The following is a 22,364-nucleotide window of genomic DNA, read 5'->3' as shown; positions in this document are numbered from 1 at the left end:
GCTAAGCCCCCTCTACTTCCCTGGGGTCAAAGGATTTTATAACTGTCTCATTTTTTATCCTGGTGACACACAGGTTCCTATCCACTAAGGGGGCGATGTCACCGATTTTTTCTGTGGGCGCAGAGAGAATAACCTGCAGCCCTAGCTTCCGGATCAGGTTAATACTTTCTTTAATCCGCTGATGGTCCATCTTACTATAGGCTTCGTCAAAGACCAAAATCCGCACAGTGTTATCCTGGTTCCTGCTTTTAATCCGGTATAACTGAACAAAGGATGCCAATACAGAAATATAGAAGGGGGTCTGGGTCTCTCCCCCTGATTTTTTGGCTATTACCCTGGATAATCTTGACTCCATCCCCCTGTCGTCGGTCACTGCCAGATCAAAGTCCAGGTAAGTCCGATAATCGGTAAACTTATCCAAGTTCTTATTCAATTCTTCCCGCCGATCGGCGCTTACCAGGCCTTCATCCACATCAATAATCTGGCGGAAAAGCTCCTCCACCACATCCTGATATCTGCTCTGAAAAGATGCGGAAAAAAGGGTCAACCCTTCCAGCAACATATCATCGGTAATCATTTCGTAGTACTTTTTATAATGAGGGTTAGGGGTTACAGTGAACCTGTACTTATCCCGACCAAAGGGTATATCTTTTAGGGCTTTATTCAAATCATCAATTTGCTCCCGTGCATCCTCAATGTTTTTCTTCAGTTTACTGATGAAATCTTCCTTAAACTGCTCCTGGGCTTTTTCCTGGGCATCCTTTATTTTTTCCTCATACTGAACCAGCGAGGTATCTTCCAGGACCCTCAATTCCTGGGCATAAGCAGCATTACCCTGGGCATTTACATCTAAGGCACCGTTATAATCGCGGTTGTAAATAATCCTGCTCTCTAGCATAGCTTTCCATTTATTTTCTATGCGGCTTTGGGTCCCTTTAACAGTTGTAGTAAAGGTATTAACAATGTTCTCAGGGTCCTTTCGCTGGCTCAGTTCCTGCCGGAACCTAGGTTCCCCTACTGCTTCCACCCAGGGGGCCTCATACCTGCTTTTGATATCCTCTTTTTGTGCTGCTATGTCCTTCTCCAGCAGAGGCAGGGCTTTTTCTTTTTCGTCCCTTTCACTGTAATATTTACCCTTGGACTTTTCTAATTCCCTTATTTGTTTGTTTACGACACCAATATTGTTCTCCGCTTCCTTTAATAATTTTTCTACCCTGGTCAGGTAACTCAAGTCCAGGGCAGCCAACTGCCGGGTGGCCTTATCTAACGCATGGGTGACCTGTGGCAGCCTGTCCACGGCTTGTTTATTTTGCAAAATACTACTTATATTTTCATCATTAATAACACTGCTGTTCCTAAGCTGGGCCAGTTTAGCCACCTTTGGTCCCAAAGCATCCCTTTGCTCTGATACTTCAGTATATTTTGCTTCCTTAAGCCTAAGCTGATTGATAACAGCCCTTTGCCCGATATACGGGGTTTCGTACCTTTGAGGGTTAATTTGACGCGCCACATAATTGTGATAAAGCATACAACTGGGGGTAATGGAAGTCCGGAAATCCCGCAGTTGCTCCACTTTTTCGCATTTTATAACATGACCCAGCAGGAAGTCGGCGTAAGACCTGGCATAGGGGTTTGTGCTTTCAACCTCTTCCGCAAGGCTGTTGGGCTGCGGTCTGGGGTGCCTGGCTATGATTTTCTCGATATCCACAATACCCACATCATATATTTTGTGAGTAAATTTAAATTCATCATATATCTTTAAGGCTTCAATAAAATACTTGGGTTCAACAATTAAATAAAACTTCTGGGTATTCAAATACCCTTCAATGGCATTGCGCCATTGATCACTTTTAATCTCCAGCAAATCGGCAAAAATCTGTGGCTTAATGTCTCTTTGGTGCTTGGCACTTAGTTTTTCGGCAATCAAATTTTTCAGTTCCAGTATGGCCGGGGGAAAGGCCTTTATACCCTGCCGAAGGTTTTTGATTTCCTCTTCCAACCTGCCTAAATACTGCATTAAACCATCTAACTCGGTCCTATGCGTAGAATAGGCATCATTGATTTTGTTTACATATTCCTGCAGTGCTTGTTTAACAAACCATAATTTTTCCCGGGTTATTAATTCCAGCTTGCCCTCAGAGATATTGGCCAAATAGTCCAGTGGTTCTTCCAGCAGGGGCATCTCCGCTAAATTTTCCCGACACCACTGATAAACTTCCCGCCAGGTATATAAGACGCCTTTGATTAGCCCCAGCAAAATACCTTTACTATGTTCAATAGCCTTGCTTTCCCTTTGCAGGTCTTCAATTTGGCGTCCCAACTCTTCCCTTTTTCTGTACACATCGGAATTAATTTTTTCCGCAAAAAGGTGATCCCTCTCTTCCTGCAGGGAAGTGAGTTCCTCTTCTTTCTCCCGCAGGCTTCCTTCATTGGCAGCAATTTTTTCCCGTAATCGATGAATATCTTGCGCAATTTTAGCAACTCTGTTTTGCAGTTGTTCCTGTATTCCTCGGTCAATTAAATATTTTTGGGTTTCCAGTCGCTGAAGTTCTTCGCAATAGAATTTGTGTTGACTTTCTATTTCCTTTAAAATGCCAATTTTCCGCTTGACTATCTCCAGGTCATGTTCCAATTGTTTATAATAGCGAATGTTTTCCTGCATGTCTGTTATGTCGATTTTGTTTTCCACATCACAAACGAACTCACTGATAAACCCTTTGATGTCCATAATTGGCGAAAAAGGTACGGCTTTTTTTAACAGGCGGAAAAACTTTTTATTAATCTGGCCCAGTTTCCCCAGGGCCACTTCCTGATACTTACTATTGGTTTCAAAAAATTGGTACTTGCCTCTAGAATAGTTATTGAAAAAGAAGGCTTTGAGCCCCTTTCGATTTAATTCTGTGCCTTTCTCAATAAAGTGATTAGCCGGTAATTTATCATTCAAATAAAAGAACTGGTGGTCATGGCTGCCATCGTCATAACAATCAAAAACAACTCCCAGGCAAAAATACTGGTTACTCTTTTTATCATGAAACTCTAAGACCAGGTAGCTGGAAAAATCATCATTTCTCAAATAAACCGTATTGGTTTCTTCATCTTCGGCAACTTCTCCCCGCAAATATCCCTTTAGCGAGCGCTGGGACTTGTCATTGGCCGCTTTGTTAAAGTAAAAACCACTGGTATCACCCAGCAACACTAATTGTAAGGCATCGATAATAGTCGACTTTCCTGAACCGTTCTTCCCAGTTAAAAAGTTAATATCCGAAAAATCAATGCACTGGTACTTTATATAGTGCCAATTAATTAATAATATCCTGGTCAGTAGTTTCATCATCTTCACCCTCTTCCGTCAACTGGTCATATAGGTTGCTGATCTTTTCGTTTGAAACAATTAGCTCAATTGAGGGATACACTACGATCCTAGTATCGGCTTTGGCCCAATCACCTTCCACCTTTTCTATAATGTTAAAGCGTTTTAGGGTGTTTAAACCTTCCCTAAGATGAGTGTCCGGCGGCTTTTTTTCCACCAGGCCCAAGTAAAACATTTTTTCCACCATTTCCCCCACAGTGGTCGTGCATTGCTTGGCCAGGGCTATCTTTTCCCTACTCTCTTCATAGATAAGCCTTAATGTATATAAAAAATAAGTACTGGGCTTGTCTAAACGATAACGATTGGTGCCAAATCGGTTATAAGCGGCAATAACTCCCCTGTAGGCATCATTTTGCACATACCAGCCGGCAATTCCTAAATACTCTTGGATTAGAGAATGGTGTCTCTCCACAAACCGAAAGTCTTTGTTGATGACCAAGCTTTTTGTCTTAGGTTCATACTCATCCCTCAGGATAAAGGTCTTGCTTAACAAAAGGTTAATTACCCGCACAAACTCCTCTTTATCCCTGTCCGTTAGCTTTTCCCATGCTTCTGCCCACATCAGGATATCTTCTCCTTCTTCTTAGCAATTAACAGCTCCGGTATCCGATAACCGTTTACTAAGAGGTAATCATCTTTAAAATCAATGGTAAAGGGGATATCGGCTTCATCATTTTTAATACAAGCCAGAATCAGTTTGATAAAGTCATCATCGGTCTCCAACCGCAAATCTTTGGCCCTTAAGACACCCTGCCGGGCCAGTTGTTCCGTGATATATTCCAGCACCTTATGATGGGAATAGACCTTTTCCAGACGCTTTTTAAATTCCTGCATTTCTGAATCTAGCTCTTCTTTGTTAATTAAACTGGCCAGATTGGTGGTTCGCGGGCAGTGTTCCTTGCGCTTGCGGGGCTCAGTGAACAACGACTCTTCATCAACATAAACTTGCTGGAAAAGGGGCAAGTCCCTACTCAAAAGTCCGATTTCTTCCTCTCTCTTTCTGTCGTTCATCTTAGGCAGTCGTTTCATAATCTCCACCAGTTTGCCTTTAATATCCCGTTCCGTGTTTATGTAGTACTGCATCCGCTCCACAGAGGCCCTGGTGTACGCCGTGTTTTTCTTATCTATGGACTTTAACAACTGATCTATGCCCTCATAGGTATCAATTATTTCCCCGATCATAACGATTACCCTTTGACGGCAAGCCTCTGGGTCCAGGCCAAAGCCCCTTTTATGACCCACAACAGCCATATCTTCTATCAACTCAGGCTCAGTAAGCCAATTCTTAAGGATTCTAAGAATCCGATTTTTAAAGCGTGGCACACTGTCGAAGGTCTTCAGAGGATGATAAATTTTATCGGAGATTTTCTGCCGAAAAACATCAAAGTGTTCCGCCAAAATTTCTTTTACCTCTACCTGTTCCTGCAGCCTCTGATGGTAAAACCTTAAGTTGGCCAACAACTCCCGCAAAGCATTGTCCAGATTCTCCGTAAGCTGATGGGCCTGGCGCAGTCCGTCAAACATATAATCATCCCGCTCTGCATCCGCTGTCTTCAGGATAGAATAGGTAGAATAAACAAAACCGTTGTATTCCGTGGTTTTTCCGCTGACCAAATCATAGAAAAGATTAAGAAGCTTACTGGCGTACATAGGCACCACAAATTGTTCGGTAAAACTTTGGCTGTCCTGCTCCCTTTCCAGCCAACCCGTTTCCAGGAACTTTCTAATCAAAAAATGGGCCCTGCCCGAAAGGTTGTCTTCAAAGGCCAGTACCCCCTCTTCTTCCTGCAGGTCCATCATTTGATTTTCCAGGTTGGCTATTAGTCCAGCCACCAAATCTCCTTAGGAATTATGGCGGAGTGCTGGTAAGTCTGTTTGATCACAAACAATGCCTCAATATAAATTTTTTTATTGGGAGAAGTCAACACCGAGAAAAAATTCTCCGGGTATATGTCAAAAAGTTTCATTCTTTTCTCCATGAATTGTTTTTCTTACTATTTCGGACAAAATCAGAAAAAACCTGCATATTTACATAAGTTATATCCTATTGGTTAAATTACCCAGTTTATATTTAAAATAGACAATACTTTTAATTTGTTATTTCTTGATTCTCTCCCTTGGCAAATGGAAAGGCAATGCCAATAAAACACTGCCCCCCTAACCTAGTGCGAAAAGTATGACTTACTGGTAGCGAATCATCGGTGCGACGTTTTATTCAACTAGAAAGAAACAGCTTTATTAAGTTTTATCCCAATCTCAAAAGTTTAACAGAAGCATCGAAAAAAGAAATTTGCAACTAGTCTGTGCCTGTCAGCCCCACGGTGCCGGAGGCTTTAGCCCTTTGGTCACTGTCACGTGCCGGCTGTTTGAATCCAAATTCAACAACCGGCACCTTCTTTTCACCATTAAACCAAACGTCCGAATACCACTTTGTCGATATCAGTTAAGGCAACTTCAGAATTGCTTCCGGCCTTTGTAAATTGAATTCTGGCCCTTACAGCACCTGCGGGAACTGGCTCGGTAATGCCAGAATAAACTAACCAGTTAAAACCCTGTAAGGCACCTCTGGGAATAACAATGCTCAGTCCAAGCCCCATATCTATACCGCTGGCATCAGCCAGTGTACCTCTGCCAGCGTATTACAATTTGCCCCGGATGCCAAAATTAAGCAGGTAACAATAACCTGTGTCCAGATTAACAGGAACGTCCTGGAAGAGCACACCACCCTGGAAAGGTACTCTGGCTATGGAAGTCCCCTCATAGGCATCATTCAAATTAAAAACCACCATTGTATTCCCAATACCACTTGTGGATTTTGATCAAAACTAGGTCGCTGACGGCTTTGGTAAATTGAACCCTGGCTTTTACTGCACCCAAGGGAACTGGTTCGGTAAGGCCGGTATAAACCACCCCCGCCCTCATAAGCATACTTCTGGAAAAAAATCCGTTGTAACCCACTCCAGACATTATTTCCGGCCTCCAGCCCGCCAAAACCGGAGGTTTGCAGCAGGTGCTTTAATTTGGTACTGTGGCTCGATAATAATGGCGGGGAGATTGGTCTAGGGGCTACTTTTTTTGCTACGTTTAAAGTTATTGGAATTAGAAAATGTCGCGCTTATACAAGGACAAATGGTCACAAATAAGTTAAAATATAGACAAGATAAGTGAACATTTTCACAGCAATAGTTTCAGTATTTTTTAAAATTAACATAAATGACATTTAAGGAGATGACATAGATGACCAAAAACAACCTGTTAAAATCTCTAATAAACTTTAACGCAGCTGAAACAAGTTGTAAAAATGTCAGTGCCGATTACGACTTGGTTATTAATTCCTTAGATTGTTTGGAAGATTGTTATTTTTCAATAGTTGACGCAACAGGTAAAATTATTTTCGTGTCAAAAGATTTTGAAAAAATAGATGGTTACAAAATTAGCGATATATTGGGGAAAAATGTATTGGATGTTTACAAATTGGGTAAACAAAATAGTGTACATGTAAGATCAATAGCTGAAAAAAAGGTATTGAAAAATACTAAACTAAGATATACCTCAGCCTCTGGTCAACCTGTTGACCTCGTAATGGATATATATCCGGTTTTTTCGGGACGAGAGGTAATTGGTTCATTTGCCATAAGTCGAGACACAAGCAAAATACAAGCACTTACAGACAAAGTATTTCAACTTCAAAAAGCCCTTTATAATCAACTACAGAGAACGAACAATAACGGAACCCAGTTTTGTTTTGATGACATCATTGGTTCTGGAGAAGCCATGCAAAGCGTAATTAATACAGCGAAAAAAATGGCCTGCTCGGAATCACGGATCATGATTCTGGGAGAAACAGGAACAGGCAAAGAGCTCTTTGCCCAGAGTATTCATAACAACAGCTCAAGAGCCAAAGAGCCTTTTATCGCGGTTAACTGTTCAGCCATTCCAGATACCTTATTAGAAAGTATCCTGTTTGGGACAAATAAAGGTGCATTTACCGGAGCTGAGGATAAAGCCGGGTTGTTCGAAGAAGCAAAAAATGGCACACTTTTTCTGGACGAACTTAATTCTATGAGTATCGTTCTCCAGTCCAAACTATTAAGAGCATTGGAAACGAATCGCATTCGCAGGGTGGGAGGTAACAAAGAAATCCCTGTAAACCCTCGAATTATTAGTGCTATGAATATTGACCCTAAAGAAGCCATTGAAACTGAAAAACTAAGGAGTGATTTTTATTACAGACTCGCTGTGATCACTTTAGAATGTCCACCTTTACGAAACAGAAAGGAAGATATCATTACCTTATCCTGGTTTTACATCAATAAATATAATAAGATTCTGGGGAGAAAAATTAACGAGATATCCGAAGAAGTAATTCAAATACTGGAAAACTATAACTGGCCAGGAAATGTTCGCGAATTAAGTCATTGTATCGAGCATGCGATGAACATAGTTGATCCTACTGATACTTCCCTGTTAGTGCAGCATTTACCCGCGTTCCTCCAGGACAAAATCCTCAAGAATAATATTTTGCCGATCACCGTGCCAAAAATTAACGATTATAAACAAATAATGCTGCAAGTAGAAAAAGACCTCTTGACACAAGCACTAAAAAGAAATACCGGCAATATTAACCAAACCGCCAAAGAATTAAATCTGTCCAGACAATGTTTATATTATAAGCTGAAACGATTAGATATCGACATTCAGCATGAGATTTATATAGAATAATTTGCTAAGGATGAGAGATTTCTAGCTACTATTTAAAATCAATGAGGGGTTAGGCCTGATAATTATCAAACCTGACCCCTTTGAAGTTACCCTTAAGGTTTCGATTACTTATTGAAGTTGCTTTTAGTTCTTTCTTAGGCGGGGGAATCCTCACTTAGATCTGAATAGCCAATTAGAATGACGGCAACTATAATCAATATACATCCCAGTGATGTATACCAGGTTAGTGGTTCATGTAAAATGATGATACCTGCTACTAGGCTAAGCACCGGTTCCAGGGTACTAAGTATGGAAGCATTGGCCGAGCCAATGCTTTGCACACCTTTTATGAAAAAAATCAGCGCCAAGGCGGTACAGAAAAAACTTACCAAACCTGTATAGTACAAACCTTTTAGTGTAAGCGTCAGCGGCCAATTCCCCTGAGCCACAAGCAGTACCAAAGAGGTGATAGATGCAATCAAGCAGTCATAAAAAGCCAGCACCAGGCTGTCCATCTTTTTTAGCTGAGGATGATTAATTGACAGCACATAAAAGGTAAAAAATACGGCTGAACTTATTGCCAGGCCAACACCTCGGAGAGAAAAACTACTCCCCCCTGGCTCAGCTATCAGGTAGATACCGGCCAGAGATGTCAGGAGAGCCATCCATTTATAAAACTGTAGTTTCTCATGATATATAAAATATTCGAGCAGCATGACCAGTACTGGAAACAGGTAATGCAGCGAAGTAGCCACGCCCGCACTAACATATTTATAAGATAAGTACAAACTTATCATAGTGGCTGTATAACCTAGGGTACTCGATAGCAACAGCGGACCTAGCTGTTGCCTCTCTACATGAAAATTAATCTTGCGATAGAGTATAAATATTCCCAGCATAGCGGCAGCCATACCAGAACGCAGAAAGGTAACATCGAAAGCAGAGAGTCCTGTTGTATAGGCTAGTTTGACCCATATCGGCATCATACTGAAAAAAGTAATGGCAGCGATTAAAAAAATAATTCCTCGATGCTTGTGCATTAGTTGTATCCTCTCTTAGTTTGGCTAACATGGAAGCCGGTAATGGGATCAATATCCTATTACCGGCTTTTACGTTTTTCCAATCCTGACTGTCTAGGGTAGAAGTGTTTACGGCTAATATCATCCCAGGTAAGACTTTCATTATGCCTATAATTAGCTGTTCTACTGCCAATGACAGTTGGAAGAGAACACTTCCCGAAATGACAAGTAATGCCAGAAATGTTAACTTCCAACTGTAAGGAAACTCTGGAATCCCACTTGCCAAATAAGCATATCCATAGTTGCTATATATAAAATTTTTGCATAGTTCATTGAACCATAGTCAAGGTACATATATCTGGCTTTATAACTTTTATATGGGCAATTCTCTCTAAATTACTATCTATCAAGCAATATACTGCTTATGGCATGCTGCTGTTTGATATTTGATGTTCCCTTAATGTTTAAAATTTACCGAACTTGATTCAGCTAATGTCAATCCTTTTGTCTCTGGAGCCATAGCAATTGACACAACCAATCCAAGAAGCGAGATGGCTACGCCAACAAGCATTGTTGGTCCAATTCCATGATTATCCATAAAAATTGGTAATGCATAAGTAGATAAAACTGTCCCAATTCGGCTGAAAGCCATAGCTGCACCCACTGCCGAAGCCCGAATCTCAGTTGGAAAAAGTTCATTGGGATAAAGCCATTGCAAAATGCCAGGACCACCAGAAAAGAATGCATATATTCCAAAGGAAGCAACAACAACCCATATATTGGCGTTTGGAAAAACTCCCAAAACAGCTAATGCAATAGTCATCATTGCAAAGCTCCCAATAATCAAGGGACGACGACCTATAGAATTCAACCAAAACATTGCAGGAACACAGCCGATTAAGAAAAACATACTAATGATTATATCACCTAAAATAGCTTGCTTTCCTGCCCCAAAGCCGAATGCACTCATTATCTGTGGACCAAATGTATATAAACCAAACATAGGCACAACCTGACATGCCCATATGGTACCAACAAATATCATTCTACTAAAATATCCTTTTTCAAATATCTTGCTATATCGTGTTTCCTTAACTTCTTCAGGTTCTAATTCCACATCAGCACCAAATAACTGCTGTACAATTGCCCGGGCCTCATCAACACGCCCTTTACGTGCCAACCACCGGGGTGATTCCGGAGTACCCCACCGTCCTATTAGAAGTATCATACAAGGAATAACCGCGCTGCCCAGCATACATCGCCAGCCGCCTTCTACATCGCACAAAAAATATCCCACAATATCTGCTGCGGTTGCACCTACATACCAAACTGCTGCAATAAATCCTATAGAAAGAGCCCTGTACTTTCGTGGTGTGAATTCCGTCACTAGAGAAGTTGCAATTGGATAGTCCGCCCCAATAACAACTCCTATTAAAAATCTCATGACAACAAGCTCCATTGGAGAAGAAATAAACATAGTCCCAATGGAAATAATCGCAATTGCAATGATATCGATAGTAAACATCAACTGCCGCCCCACTAGATCAGTTACATATCCAAATAGGGCAGTGCCTATAAAAATTCCTGCCAATGCGGCAGCGCCCACCAACGCACTCCAGTGTGCATCTAAATTCAGTTGAGGCCCCAATTGGGCAAGGGCGACACCAATAATAACCAGGACATAGCCATCCAAGAAAGGACCACCACTGGCAAAAAGTATCATCTTCTTAAGAAAAGGCGTTAATTCAAAATCATCAAGCGTTTTTTTTGATTGCATACTCTTTTTCTCTCTTTTTGGCAAACCATCGTTATTCTCTATTGCGTACAACTTCAAATGCATCACCTATTTACAACATATTTGTTTCCTGTAAAGTCCGATATGTTGTTGTAAAAATGGAAGTCAAGCGAAGCACCTGTTTCCGTATTTCTGAAGATTTTGCTCTATTTTCATTACGTTTATCAGGGCTTCGCTTCTGCTTCCTTTTAATATTCTATAGGTTTATCAAACTGTTCTTTAGTACTTGAATTGCAACAGACGATTCTTCTGATTCAGTTCGTCTAACCCAGGATTGATGATTAAGTTATTTCCATTCAATAATGCCAAAGTTTAGATAGGGCTTCGCTTGTGTATACGCATCTATGACTCTAAAGTGAACCTTATTTTCACCCATTTTCCACATTTGAGTCTTAAGGGTTGCCCCAGGAAGGAGTGAAGCTGTAATACGAGTTTTAAAACGGGTTAACCTCTCAGGTTCTCCAGGAATAAATGTTTTAATGAAATGACGGCAAGCAACTCCAGCAAAACTCACGGCGTGAAGAATTGGCTTCATTTGACCATTTGCTTTGGCATATTCCCAATCAATATGTTGAGGGTGATAATCCCCTGACAATCTGTAAATAAGTGCCTGATTCTCAGGAATCCGCTCCTCAATCTCATAATCGGGTTCTCTTTCTGGAATTTCCACTATATCCTTCGGTGGTTTCGGACCTCCAAAACCGCCATCATAGATTAAACAATCCCAGCTTTCGTTGGTAAATATTTTTTCACCTGTTTCATCATAGGTTTCTCCTATATGCTGTGCTAACAAACCTTTATCGGCTCCACGATCATATAACCCCTTAAGCAGTACATGTGTACTTAATTTGCCTGACAATTTTGTCATCGGCTTATGAAATTGTAAATCGAATCCCCAATGGAGTGACCCTGCATAATTATAGCCATAATCGATGGTTTTAGTGACTTCACTGTCCACGATGGGCATTGCTGCAAACATGGGAAGAATTTTTAAATCCTTTTCGTAAACATATTCCAAATCAGTTTTGCCATCGACGCCAGCACCGCAGCCAAGCGCAAAAAGAATTAAATCTCTGAAATCGTAGTCACGTTCAAAAGGTCCAAATGTTTGCCCAACCATTTCCATTTTAATTGCCACTTTTAATCATCCTTTCTATTTAATACATAATCCTTGCAAAGGGAGTCATCATTACGATTGTGTTAACAGTCTGTGTTAACCCTCCTTTTCTGTTTGTTTTTTATGACAGCATTTTTTTTTGTACCTTACATGTGCAGGTTCTGGGAAAAGAGGTCCTTATTTCTATAAAGGACGGCACTTTGAATTTAGCCATACGACCTCTGCAATATTCCAAGATCTCCTCAGTACTAAGCTCTTCACCCTCTTTAAACACAATAAAGGCCTTTACTGCCTGGTCACGAATAGGATCAGGCACCCCTATTACCGCTGCTTCAGCAATTTTGGGATGACACATGAGGATATTTTCAATTTCAGTAGCAGAAACATTTTCTCCCGATCTTTTAATCATATTTACTTTACGATCAACAAAATAAAACCAGCCTGACTCATCAACATAGCCCTTATCCCCTGTATGCATCCATCCCCCGGGCTTCAAGGTCTTTGCTGTTGCTTCCGCATCTTTATAATATTCCTTCATAATAGTTCTGCCGGGTACGCCTTTTATACAGATCTCCCCGATAGTATTAGGAGGAACCTCATTGCCTTCCTCATCAACAATTTTTGCCTCATAAGATAATCCCGGTCTGCCTATAGAAGGCCATTTTCTTTCTCCGAATGGAAAATCGCCGATTACTCCAACGAGAGACTCGGTTAAGCCGTAGGAATTAAACAATCGCACATTAAAGCGCTCTTCAAAAGCATCCTTTTCCTGATTAGTAAGAGCAAGAAAAAAGAAAAATTGCCGAATACAATGGTCTTTTTCCCATTCCTGTTGAGGCTGTAGCATCATTGTTCGAAGCATCATTGGCATAGCCTGTGTGATGGTTGCCTTATATTTGCAGATTTGCTTCCAAAACCTACTGGCGCTGTATTTTTCCACTGCAATCATAGTGGCACCAACAGTAAGGACGGGCATTAAGGCAGTAAGCTGAAAATCAACATGAAAAGCAGGTTCAATACTTAAATAACGGTCATCATACCTGAACGCACCCTGCCAAGAAGTAAAAATACCTGCATATAACAAATTACAATGGGTAAGAACAACGCCCTTTGGCTTTGATGTTGTACCCGATGTAAACAAGATTTCCGCAACATCGTCACTGCTTAAAGGTCTTAACTCCTTCAATTCCCCGGGCTGTTTTCCCTTATTTTCCTTAAAGTTTATGGTACCGGGAATTTGTTTTTCGCTTCTTGCCAACAATATATTTTTAATACTAATATCTTTGTTTGGTCTACTTCGATCATAAATAGGTAAAAACTCTTCTTCAATAACTACGGTAGCAACATCACACTTTTTAAGAATATATCCACATTCTTCTTGTGTGTAGTGTGTGTTTAAAGGAACCAAAACAGCTCCGATTTTTGCAAGCCCAAACCAACACATCAAAAATTCAGGGCAGTTATGGAGCTGAATAGCAACCTTTTCATCCTTTTGTATTCCTAAATCGAGAAAAAGATTAGCCGTCTTATTAATTTCTTCATTAAGCTGTGAATAGGTATATTCACTAATACTGCCGTTGCGGTCCTCAAAGATCAAGACAGTTTTTTCGCTATAAATCCGGGCCAGCTCATCCCACATATCTCGCAAAGTCTTGTTTCCTACTATATCCATTTTCTGTCGCCTCTTAACATAATCATATCTATAGTAATGAACAGATGCTGAATAAATTTCTGATCTCTTCTCCACTAACCCGTATAAATCATCATTATCATTTAAATATGATTGCTTATTGATTATCCGTATCGGAATTCTACACCCATTGTGCCCTCAGGAAACTCCCATTTCTTTACAACTGTGCCTAAACACAAGATTCTGCAAGTACCACATTCTAGACAGCCGGCATAATCAAAGGATAAGGTTTCATTTTCATTGAGCTTGTACAAGCCTGCCGGACAGGCATTTACAAGCTTCATTTTCTCCTTCATATCAGGATAGGCAGGGTCTATCTCTATATGGGCATTCCCTTCATCAACAAAATATTTATTGACTCCCAGTTTTTCCTCAACGGTTATACTCATACAGATTTCACTCCCTTCAGTCCGTCCTTGGCCAGATTAATAAGGCCAACAGTCTTTAAATGCTTCATAACTTTCTTCCGTAATGGAACGGCAGGCTTTCCGTCAACCACAAACATCTCTGCCATAATATTTGATACCATAGTAGGATATTGGTTAAAAATACGAGGATTTTCCATAAACGCAGGAAAATTCTTATAAACAGATAGGTCATTCATTATGAAGCTTTTATCCAGCATTTCCTTGTAACTTTTGAGGGAGGCTGAACTAAAATCGCCCTTTTCTTTTGCTACAAGAACAGCCTTTGCTGCCAACTCCCCTGAGGTAATAGCCAAATCCATTCCTCTTACCATATAACCAATGTTTAAACAAAAGCCTGCTGCATCGCCACAAATCAGGAAGCCGTCACCATACAAGGTTGATACCATAGACAAGCCTGCTTCAGGTACAACATGGCCACTTCTTTCAAGAAGTTTGCCATCCTTAATTAAAGGAGCTACTTCGGGATGATTGGAAAAGGCTACAAGCATCTCATCTATTGTTTTGTTGCTTTCTCCTATATGCTCAAGACCCATAACTAAGCCAATAGAAATACTTTCCTTGTTTGTATACAGGAAGCCTCCACCAACCAGCCCATTGCTGGGAGAGCCAGCAAATAACCATGCGGCACCTTCATCACCTGTTAAGCCAAAGCGATCCTCAATAACCTTTGCCGGCAGCTCATAGATTTCCTTGACTCCCACAGCAACCTGAGAAGGCTTAACCCTTTTTCTTAAGCCTGCTTTTTCAGCTAATATAGAATTTACACCATCTGCCAAAATTACTACATTGGCCCTCATTTCCTCACCGCCACAGATAACACCTGTGACCTGATTATTTTCCACAATTAATTGGTCTACCTTAATTCCCGCTGCAACCATTGCTCCTGCCTCTTCTGCCTTGTCAAAGAGCCAGCGGTCAAATTTACCACGCATAACCACATAAGAATCACTGCCTGTTTCAGCCAAGCGGGGAGAATGATAATCCATAGTTACCGCATCTTTTTCAGTCATCATGCTGATACGCTCTCTGACAACTCTTCTCTCGACCGGTGCTTCCTCTGCAAAGTTGGGAATTATTTTTTCTAAACTGTGAGCGTAGAGGCGACCTCCAGTCATATTTTTGGAACCACCGTAATTACCTTTTTCAATGAGTAGAACCTCCAAACCCTCCTGTGCCAAAACATAAGCCGCAGTAGAGCCGGCAAGGCCTCCTCCCACAATAATGGCGTCAAATCCGTTCTCGCTCAATGCTTATCACCCCTACAAATAGTCGTGCTTGATTTATTATAGATATCCTGATGCGGTAGCCTTAGAGCTTGTCTTCTTTCCGGCCGAATCTATTTTAAGATGTTACTGAGAAGCCGGTATCAGCCTCTCAGCAACACAAATAAACCCTTTAATTCTACGCTTTGATTTTCTCAATGATTTGCGGCAGAACCTTATATATATCCCCAACCAGGCCAATATCAACATGTTTGAAAATCGGTGCATTTTTATCCTTGTTAATGGCCACCAATGTTTTTGCTTGATTCACACCTACCATGTGCTGAATTTGACCTGATATGCCAATGGCAATATAAATATCTGTCTTCAGGACAACGCCGGTTACCCCAACATAGCGCTCCTTGCTCATCCACTTTTCGCCTTCAGCGATTGGTCGGCTGCACGCCATCTCAGCTCCAGCTAAAGCGGCAAGTTCTTCCGCCATTTTCAGATCATCTTTGCTTGCAAAGCCTCTGCCGACGCCAACAACCCGTTTGGCAGCACTTAGATTTACTAATTCACCCTGTTTGGGTCGAGTTTCCAGAACACGAATTCCAGCATTGTCAACATCTGGGTTGACCTCGATCACCTTACCCTGTCTTGTTGCATCCTTAGACATTGCCTCAAATACACCTGTTCCTACCGTTACAACAACTGTATCTGATAACGCTTTTTCTGTTCTGATGGCTGCACCACCGTATACCATGTGTTTCACGATAATGCTGCCATCCTCTACGGTAAACTCCGATATATTAGACAAAGCACTGGTTCCCAATTGAGATGCAATCCGTCCGGCAATTAGCTTGCCGCGTACGGAAGAATAGACCATCACTAAGTCTGCCTTTTCTGCATGAAGCAATTCGGCAATGGATTTGGAATATGCTTCAATCATTACTGAGTCCCCAGACTGTCCAAACAAGTATACCTGGTCAGCCCCTAATGCGATGGCTTCTGCCGCTTGATTTTTATCACCAAATAAAACAACAGATACCTGATCACCAAGTTGGCGTGCTCCACTGCAGAGCTCAGCTACGGCATTTTGATTATCGGTTATTACAAAAACATTATTTACAGTCATGAAATATTCACCTCTTTTTTCCAATTACTTTAATTCAGCACTAAGCAGCTTCACAAAAGCATCCACAACTTCGTCGGATTCGCCTTCCAGGATATTTAACCGGCGGTCCACCTGTTCAGGTGCCAGCGTACTCAATACCATACTGGACGGTTGAATATCTGCAACTTCGATCTCAGACAGATTAAATTTTTTCACTGGTTTCTTATTGGCCGCAATAATATCTTTCATCCCTGCGATCCGTGGGACATTTATTTCAGATGTAACAGACAGGACTGCCGGTAAGGATATCTCTAGAACTTCAATGGCATCTTCCAGCGCCCGTTCAACAATGACCTTGTCTCCCTGAGCCGTAATTTTATTGACAGCATTGACAACAGGTAGGCCTAATAATTCACCTAATTGATTACCAACCTGCTGTGCATACAAATCAGACGAACCTACTCCGCACAAAACCAGATCAAAGTCACCCATTTTTTTAATTGCAGCTTCCAATACTCTAGCTGACTGATAGGTGTCAGCCTGTTCCATGGTTTCATCCATCACCACATATAGGTCATCCAGACCTCTGGAAAGAATATCTTTTTTCAGTTTTGAATTATCTAGAATTTTCCCCCCGGCACACAAACCGGATAATTGGCCCCCTACAGCCTCAACAATTTGTTTGCCTGCTTCTACGGCATTCAGATCATATGGACCAAACTTCCATTCTGCTTTTTCGAATGATATTTGTCTATCTTTTGCAACGACAATATCCTGTTCTTCAGGTACCGCCTTACAACATGTAATAACTCTCATATTTCCACCTTCTTAATCATTTAGTAATTTGTAACACAATATAGTAGATCTTTTTTTGGACGAGGTGCACTTAATCACTAAGCCAATGCACCTCGTCCCTCTGTATAGCCCGTCTGTTATTAGCTCTTTTTAATAATTCCTTTGTCACAAAGTTCCTGTATACGCTCGGCTGAATAACCTAAATCAGTTAAGATGTCTTCAGTATCCATCCCCAGCGTTGGCATAGGCCGCCAAACTTGGCCCGGATTCTTTTTGAATTTAGGGAATATGTTGGGACCTTTGATCTTTTTGCCTTCAACATTTTCCCATTCTATGAAATTTTCACGGGCTAAATAATGGGGATGATTTACCATTTCCTCAATAGTCATAACCTTATTAGCCGCAATTTTTAAGTCAGAAAAGTCTTTTTCTACTTCATCTACTGGCTGGGACAAAAGGTATTCTTCTATTTTTTGTTGTATCAGATCTGCTTTTGGACTATCAAGCCAAAGTGCAGTAGTGCCTTCGGGATACTCATCAGTCCCCCAAAGATGACCCAGTCCGATCCTTTCTAGAATAGCCTTGTTCTGTGGCGCCCCATAAAGACATAAACTAAGGAAGCCATCTTTACATTTATATACGCCGATACCGCATAAGTTCTGATGTCTGGCCCCTGCACGCGGATAGGTTATTCCGGCATTGAGGTAATCCGTCATATAATATGACCCCACGCGAAGCAGAACTTCATACATGGCCATATCTATGCTCTCTCCGATGCCAGTCTTCTGAGCCTTATAAAGGGCCGCCAGGGATGATCCCACTATCATAAGTGAAGTGAAATAATCACCACTATAAGGGGAAGCAATCATGGGTTGTTCCTGCGTTCCATTTTGACTTAAGTACCCACTAAATGCCTGGGCTGTTTGGTCGTAAGCTGCCCTGTTCACTCTGTCCTCTACCCCATAATGGCCAAACCCGGAAACATGAACAATTACTAGGGATTTATTGTGTTTCCACAACAATTCATCTGTAATGCCACGCTTTGCAAAAGCTGGTCCTTTACTTGATTCAATAAAGATATCGGCTTCTTCAATCATTTTTAAGAATACTTCTCTTCCTTCTTCTGAGAAGACATTTAGTGATATACTGCGCTGATTCCGACGATCTACTTCTTTTACATACGTCGTATCCCTCATTGAATCACCGTTAAATGTATTTTCAATCCAGGTAACATCTGCTCCCCATTCTGCCATTAACTGTGCCGCAAAGGGTCCAGCAATTTCAACTGCAGAGTATACTACTTTCAATCCATGTAAATTACCAAAAACAGGCATACTGGTTCCTTTTGACATAAATTGCTGTTACCTCCTCTCGTTCGCTTGAAAAACTTATACTATACGCTTGCTGCTATAAAAAGTCCCTTAATGATTATCTATACTTTTTGAGTACCTGTCTGCCGGCGGTAAGAATCTGCATTTCATCGGTTCCTCCAGAAACTCTATCCACACGAAGATCCCGCCAAAATCTACTAATACGATGATCACCAGCGATACCATAGCCGCCTAAAACCTGCATCGCTTGGTCAACCACTTCAAAAGCTGCATTGGCACAATAATATTTACACATTGCTGCTTCACCCGATCCCATTATTCCATTATCATACTTCCATGCAGCTTCATATAACATATTCCGCATATTGGTGAGCTTAATTGCCATATGTGCAAACTTCTCTTGAATTAATTGATACCTTCCGATCTTTTCTCCAAATTGCTCTCTCTGGTTGGCATATTTGGCCGCATCTTCAAAAGCGCACAGGGCAGTACCATAATTGGTGCATCCAACCAGGAAGCGTTCAAAATCAAATTCCTCTTTAACCCGTTGAAAACCGTTGCCTTCTTTACCAAACATATCTTTTTCTTCAAGTTCAACATTGTCAAAATAAATTTCGCAGCAGCTATCCATTCTTAAACCCAACTTTGGAAGCTTCTCTATTTTAATACCGGGTTTAGTCATGTCCACAAACCACTCTGTGAAAATCTTAGAGTTTTCGGAGTCCTTAGCCATAACCACTAGATAGGGAACCCCTGCTCCACTTGTGATAAAGCATTTATGTCCGTTTAAATATACTTTCCCGTCCTTTCGAGTGTACGTGGTCTGAAGACTGCCAACATCTGATCCGGCTCCTGGTTCAGTAATGGCCGAATTCCACATTTGCTTGCCGGTACCGCGTAAAGCCATAATCTTGTCAATTTGTTCTTGGGTTCCCTCTCGCAATACCGTATTAAATCCAGGCAACTGATATAATACATAGGTAGGTGCACCCAATCTTCCAAGTTCTTCCCAAACAGCTGTTACAGTTACCAAACCCGCATCAAAACCACCATGTTCTTCAGGTAATAAAAGGCTGTCAATACCCATATCGGCCAGTTCCTTGACAAATCTTTCCGGATACTGGCTGTTGGCATCACATTCCGCAAAGTAACTGTCCCAGTTTTCTCTGGCCATCAACTCTCGAATTCCCGCAACTATTAATTCTTGCTCGTCTGTAAGTCTAAAATCCATTATTTAACCCTCCAATTTTTTTGATTTCCACCTGTCACTTAGCAGAGGAACACTGTAATTCTGATATGCAGTTATGCCGTATCTTATTTTAAGGACTTGTTTCAGAACATATCTGCCATATTCTTCCAACCATGACATAGACTTTACTAATGCATAGAAAGCACCTTAAGCTGCTTTCTGATCTTAATTTTTATCTTTATTTGCGAATACCCAGCCATTTTTAACTTCTTTGAAAAACGAAATTGGGATAATAATACAAACAATCATCATAGGTAAGCCGCCTAAAACTGAGGCCGTTTGTAAAGGCTTTAGTCCGCCTAACATCAGAAGAGAAATTGCTAATGAACCGAGAAGCAATGCCCATACCACCCGATTTAACCTTGAGGGTTCATCATTCTCTGTGATTTCTTTAGTCGTAACCATTGCCAAAGTATAAGCAACACCGTTAATGAACGTCGCTGTAGAGACGAAAGAGTAAATGAGTAGTACAGGTAAAAGCACTATACTTAAAGGCAGGGTAGCCCAAATTTCAACAATGGCCCGAGCTGCACCAGATTGTTCCATTATCTTAGCCAGGTCCACTAGTCCTTCATAATGTGCAAACATAGCATAGTTAGTAAACACCGCGAAGAAAACCATTTCTCCCAGAACAATAGCCCCTAATACTGCAGCTGCGAATTCACGAACCGTTCTCCCTTTGGAAATTCGTACAAGATAAATTGAATACGTGAGAACACAGTTTAGGAACCAAGCCCAGTAAAATATAGTCCAACCTTGTGGGAACCCAGACTTCCCATAGGGATCTGTATAGAGGGACATTCTTACAATATTCTGTAGCATCGTTCCAAGGGCATCAGTAAAACCGTTTAGAATATATGACGTAGGACCAAATACAGCGACAAAAATAATAACTCCAAAAGCTAAATACACTCTTATATCGCTAAGTACTTTAATCCCTTTCTGTAATCCCAAATAAACACTTGTGGAGAATAAAGCAATCCAAGCAACGAGAATCCAACCATCCAAGGATAACGTATGCTCTATTCCGAAAATCTTGGAGAGTAGTTCAGCAACAAGGGGAGTTCCTAAACCTAACGATGTACCTACTCCTGCAACCATTCCGATAATATAAAGGATGTCGATAACTTTACCCGTCAATCCGTCTTTATGTTTGCCTAAAATTCCACACACACTACTGGGCTTAACAACATTCCTTTTTTTAACAAAGAAGTTATAACCGATTGCTGTTCCAACTACAACATACATAGCGGACGGGATAAGCCCCCAGTGGTACATACCATAAGCTGACCCCCACTGTGCCGCTTCAACCGAAAATGGTTCAGCCCCAAAGGGAGGGGTTTGCATGTAGTAGTACCATTCAATGGTTGCCCAATAAATAAGCGCAGCACTTGAGGTTGAAGTGAAAATCATTCCTAACCATGTACTGGTTTTAAAATCTGGCTCACCCTCGCCAAACTTTTTATCTTTATACTTACCAAAGATTAGATACATAGAAATAACGAAAAGAATAACTACGTACCATTCAAAGGCCCAACCAAGTTTGTCTGTGGTCCAGGTCAGAGCTTTATTCGATATCTCATTTGCTCTCACGGGATCCTTAATAATTAATGCGCAAACAATGGATATTAATAATAATGGCGGCCAAAATATTATATGATCGATCTTCAGTTTCTTCTGTTCCGACATAGTTCGACTTCCTTCCCCTTATCCTTATTACGAGTCCTCATCTTTTTAAATAATCGTTTTTCCCACTACCAGTTTTGCGCCTTTGACTTATACTTACTTGAACACCCCTCACGTTTCAGCCATTTTTGAATTCCATGAATAATTCAATTCACGCCTTACGCAAATACAACATCCATCATATTGTTGATCATTTCACATGACTATTGCCTGATTTCCACCCCCTTCAGATGAATAAATCCTTGTAATACAAAATACAAAAAACAAAACCATGGTTTCTCTTCGTCAAAAACATCACAGTGCAAAACCCGTGCCATATTTTCGACACTCTTCGTGCAAAAAAGAGCAATTTTTTCACGAAATTATGCCTTATATATGTGTTTTGATTATAAAATTAGTAAAGCAAAATAAACTTAGTTATGTTTTTTGTAAAAAAATTTTTACAAGTAAAATATTTTTGTCGGGCTATTATAGGCTGTCATCGAGAGGTTTATATGGTTTGTAAAAATTTTTTGACAGAAAGTAGATTCTTCTTTTACACATAGAGAAACAAGATAAAATTTTAGCTCTTTTGGAACCCGAATATAAGTAACAAAATTTTGCCAACGATCAAGTGCCACTAAAAACCCCGGTACCTGACACCGCACCCCCATCAAATAGAAAATTCCCCCAAACCATCCGTCTGAGGGAACATAAAACACTTATTCAAATTAAGCCCTAAAACATCCGAGGCTCTAGAGTAAAAGCCGTCAAACCTACGGTAGCCCGAGAGTTTGCAATTATCAAGAAAAAACTGAGCCACTTTAGATTAAAGAAATGCCTGTGGAGCATTTGATTGGATTGTATGATTTTGCTCCACAGGCT

The 22,364-nt window shown here is 40.9% G+C and carries 18 protein-coding genes; 1 reads left to right on the top strand and 17 read right to left on the bottom strand.

Annotation, left to right across the window (positions count from 1 at the left end; genetic code table 11):
* Position 1: 1 nt before the first annotated feature.
* From DRED_RS03155 to DRED_RS03135, 6 genes are all read right to left on the bottom strand, one after another.
* A complete protein-coding gene (locus tag DRED_RS03155) occupies positions 2–3,334 on the bottom strand; it encodes an ATP-binding protein (protein ID WP_083755125.1) in 3,333 nt (1,110 codons plus the stop codon).
* Complete coding sequence (locus DRED_RS03150) at positions 3,300–3,932, bottom strand: DUF4194 domain-containing protein (protein ID WP_011876961.1); 633 nt, start codon at positions 3,930–3,932, stop codon at positions 3,300–3,302. The genes DRED_RS03155 and DRED_RS03150 overlap by 35 nt, the downstream gene beginning before the upstream one ends.
* Entirely contained in the window at positions 3,932–5,203 is a 1,272-nt protein-coding gene (locus DRED_RS03145) for a Wadjet anti-phage system protein JetA family protein (RefSeq protein ID WP_011876960.1), read from the bottom strand. Before DRED_RS03145 ends, DRED_RS03150 begins: the two co-directional genes overlap by 1 nt.
* Before the next feature lie 572 nt (positions 5,204–5,775).
* Positions 5,776–5,967 (bottom strand): hypothetical protein, encoded by a 192-nt coding sequence (locus DRED_RS03140; RefSeq protein ID WP_041274413.1) that lies wholly within the window; start codon positions 5,965–5,967, stop codon positions 5,776–5,778.
* Between the two features lie 42 nt (positions 5,968–6,009).
* Positions 6,010–6,144 carry a hypothetical protein gene (locus DRED_RS19485; protein ID WP_274376905.1) on the bottom strand — a complete coding sequence of 45 codons (135 nt, stop codon included), beginning with the start codon at positions 6,142–6,144 and terminating at the stop codon, positions 6,010–6,012.
* A 1-nt stretch (position 6,145) separates the two neighbouring features.
* Positions 6,146–6,337 carry a hypothetical protein gene (locus DRED_RS03135; RefSeq protein ID WP_041274412.1) on the bottom strand — a complete coding sequence of 64 codons (192 nt, stop codon included), beginning with the start codon at positions 6,335–6,337 and terminating at the stop codon, positions 6,146–6,148.
* Between the two features lie 270 nt (positions 6,338–6,607).
* On the opposite strand from DRED_RS03135, the gene DRED_RS03130 reads away from it, so the two are divergent.
* Positions 6,608–8,092: a sigma-54 interaction domain-containing protein gene (locus DRED_RS03130; RefSeq protein WP_011876959.1), complete on the top strand. Its 1,485-nt coding sequence runs from the start codon at positions 6,608–6,610 to the stop codon at positions 8,090–8,092.
* A 134-nt stretch (positions 8,093–8,226) separates the two neighbouring features.
* Here DRED_RS03130 and DRED_RS03125 read toward each other — a convergent pair whose 3' ends face one another.
* From DRED_RS03125 to caiT, 11 genes are all read right to left on the bottom strand, one after another.
* Positions 8,227–9,111, bottom strand: coding sequence for a DMT family transporter (locus DRED_RS03125; RefSeq protein ID WP_011876958.1), 885 nt, complete (start codon positions 9,109–9,111; stop codon positions 8,227–8,229).
* A 436-nt stretch (positions 9,112–9,547) separates the two neighbouring features.
* Positions 9,548–10,924 carry an MFS transporter gene (locus DRED_RS03120; RefSeq protein ID WP_011876957.1) on the bottom strand — a complete coding sequence of 459 codons (1,377 nt, stop codon included), beginning with the start codon at positions 10,922–10,924 and terminating at the stop codon, positions 9,548–9,550.
* A 247-nt stretch (positions 10,925–11,171) separates the two neighbouring features.
* Positions 11,172–12,023 carry a MaoC/PaaZ C-terminal domain-containing protein gene (locus DRED_RS03115; RefSeq protein ID WP_011876956.1) on the bottom strand — a complete coding sequence of 284 codons (852 nt, stop codon included), beginning with the start codon at positions 12,021–12,023 and terminating at the stop codon, positions 11,172–11,174.
* A gap of 100 nt (positions 12,024–12,123) precedes the next feature.
* Entirely contained in the window at positions 12,124–13,674 is a 1,551-nt protein-coding gene (caiC, locus tag DRED_RS03110; protein ID WP_011876955.1) for a crotonobetaine/carnitine-CoA ligase, read from the bottom strand.
* Between the two features lie 122 nt (positions 13,675–13,796).
* Positions 13,797–14,081 (bottom strand): ferredoxin family protein, encoded by a 285-nt coding sequence (locus DRED_RS03105; RefSeq protein WP_011876954.1) that lies wholly within the window; start codon positions 14,079–14,081, stop codon positions 13,797–13,799.
* Positions 14,078–15,367, bottom strand: coding sequence for an FAD-dependent oxidoreductase (locus tag DRED_RS03100; RefSeq protein WP_011876953.1), 1,290 nt, complete (start codon positions 15,365–15,367; stop codon positions 14,078–14,080). The genes DRED_RS03105 and DRED_RS03100 overlap by 4 nt, the downstream gene beginning before the upstream one ends.
* Positions 15,368–15,521: 154 nt before the next feature.
* Positions 15,522–16,484: an electron transfer flavoprotein subunit alpha/FixB family protein gene (locus DRED_RS03095; RefSeq protein WP_238442573.1), complete on the bottom strand. Its 963-nt coding sequence runs from the start codon at positions 16,482–16,484 to the stop codon at positions 15,522–15,524.
* Positions 16,485–17,255: an electron transfer flavoprotein gene (locus tag DRED_RS03090; RefSeq protein ID WP_011876951.1), complete on the bottom strand. Its 771-nt coding sequence runs from the start codon at positions 17,253–17,255 to the stop codon at positions 16,485–16,487.
* Between the two features lie 119 nt (positions 17,256–17,374).
* Positions 17,375–18,586, bottom strand: a complete 1,212-nt coding sequence (gene caiB, locus DRED_RS03085; protein ID WP_011876950.1) for an L-carnitine CoA-transferase — start codon at positions 18,584–18,586, stop codon at positions 17,375–17,377.
* A 76-nt stretch (positions 18,587–18,662) separates the two neighbouring features.
* Complete coding sequence (gene caiA / locus DRED_RS03080; RefSeq protein WP_011876949.1) at positions 18,663–19,796, bottom strand: crotonobetainyl-CoA dehydrogenase; 1,134 nt, start codon at positions 19,794–19,796, stop codon at positions 18,663–18,665.
* Positions 19,797–19,979: 183 nt separating this feature from the next.
* Complete coding sequence (caiT, locus tag DRED_RS03075; RefSeq protein WP_011876948.1) at positions 19,980–21,503, bottom strand: L-carnitine/gamma-butyrobetaine antiporter; 1,524 nt, start codon at positions 21,501–21,503, stop codon at positions 19,980–19,982.
* Positions 21,504–22,364 lie beyond the last annotated feature (861 nt).

The sequence above is a fragment of the Desulforamulus reducens MI-1 genome, assembly GCF_000016165.1.
Lineage (GTDB): Bacteria > Bacillota > Desulfotomaculia > Desulfotomaculales > Desulfotomaculaceae > Desulfotomaculum > Desulfotomaculum reducens.
Note: the sequence above shows the minus strand (reverse complement) of the source record. Positions and strands in the feature narration are given on the sequence as shown.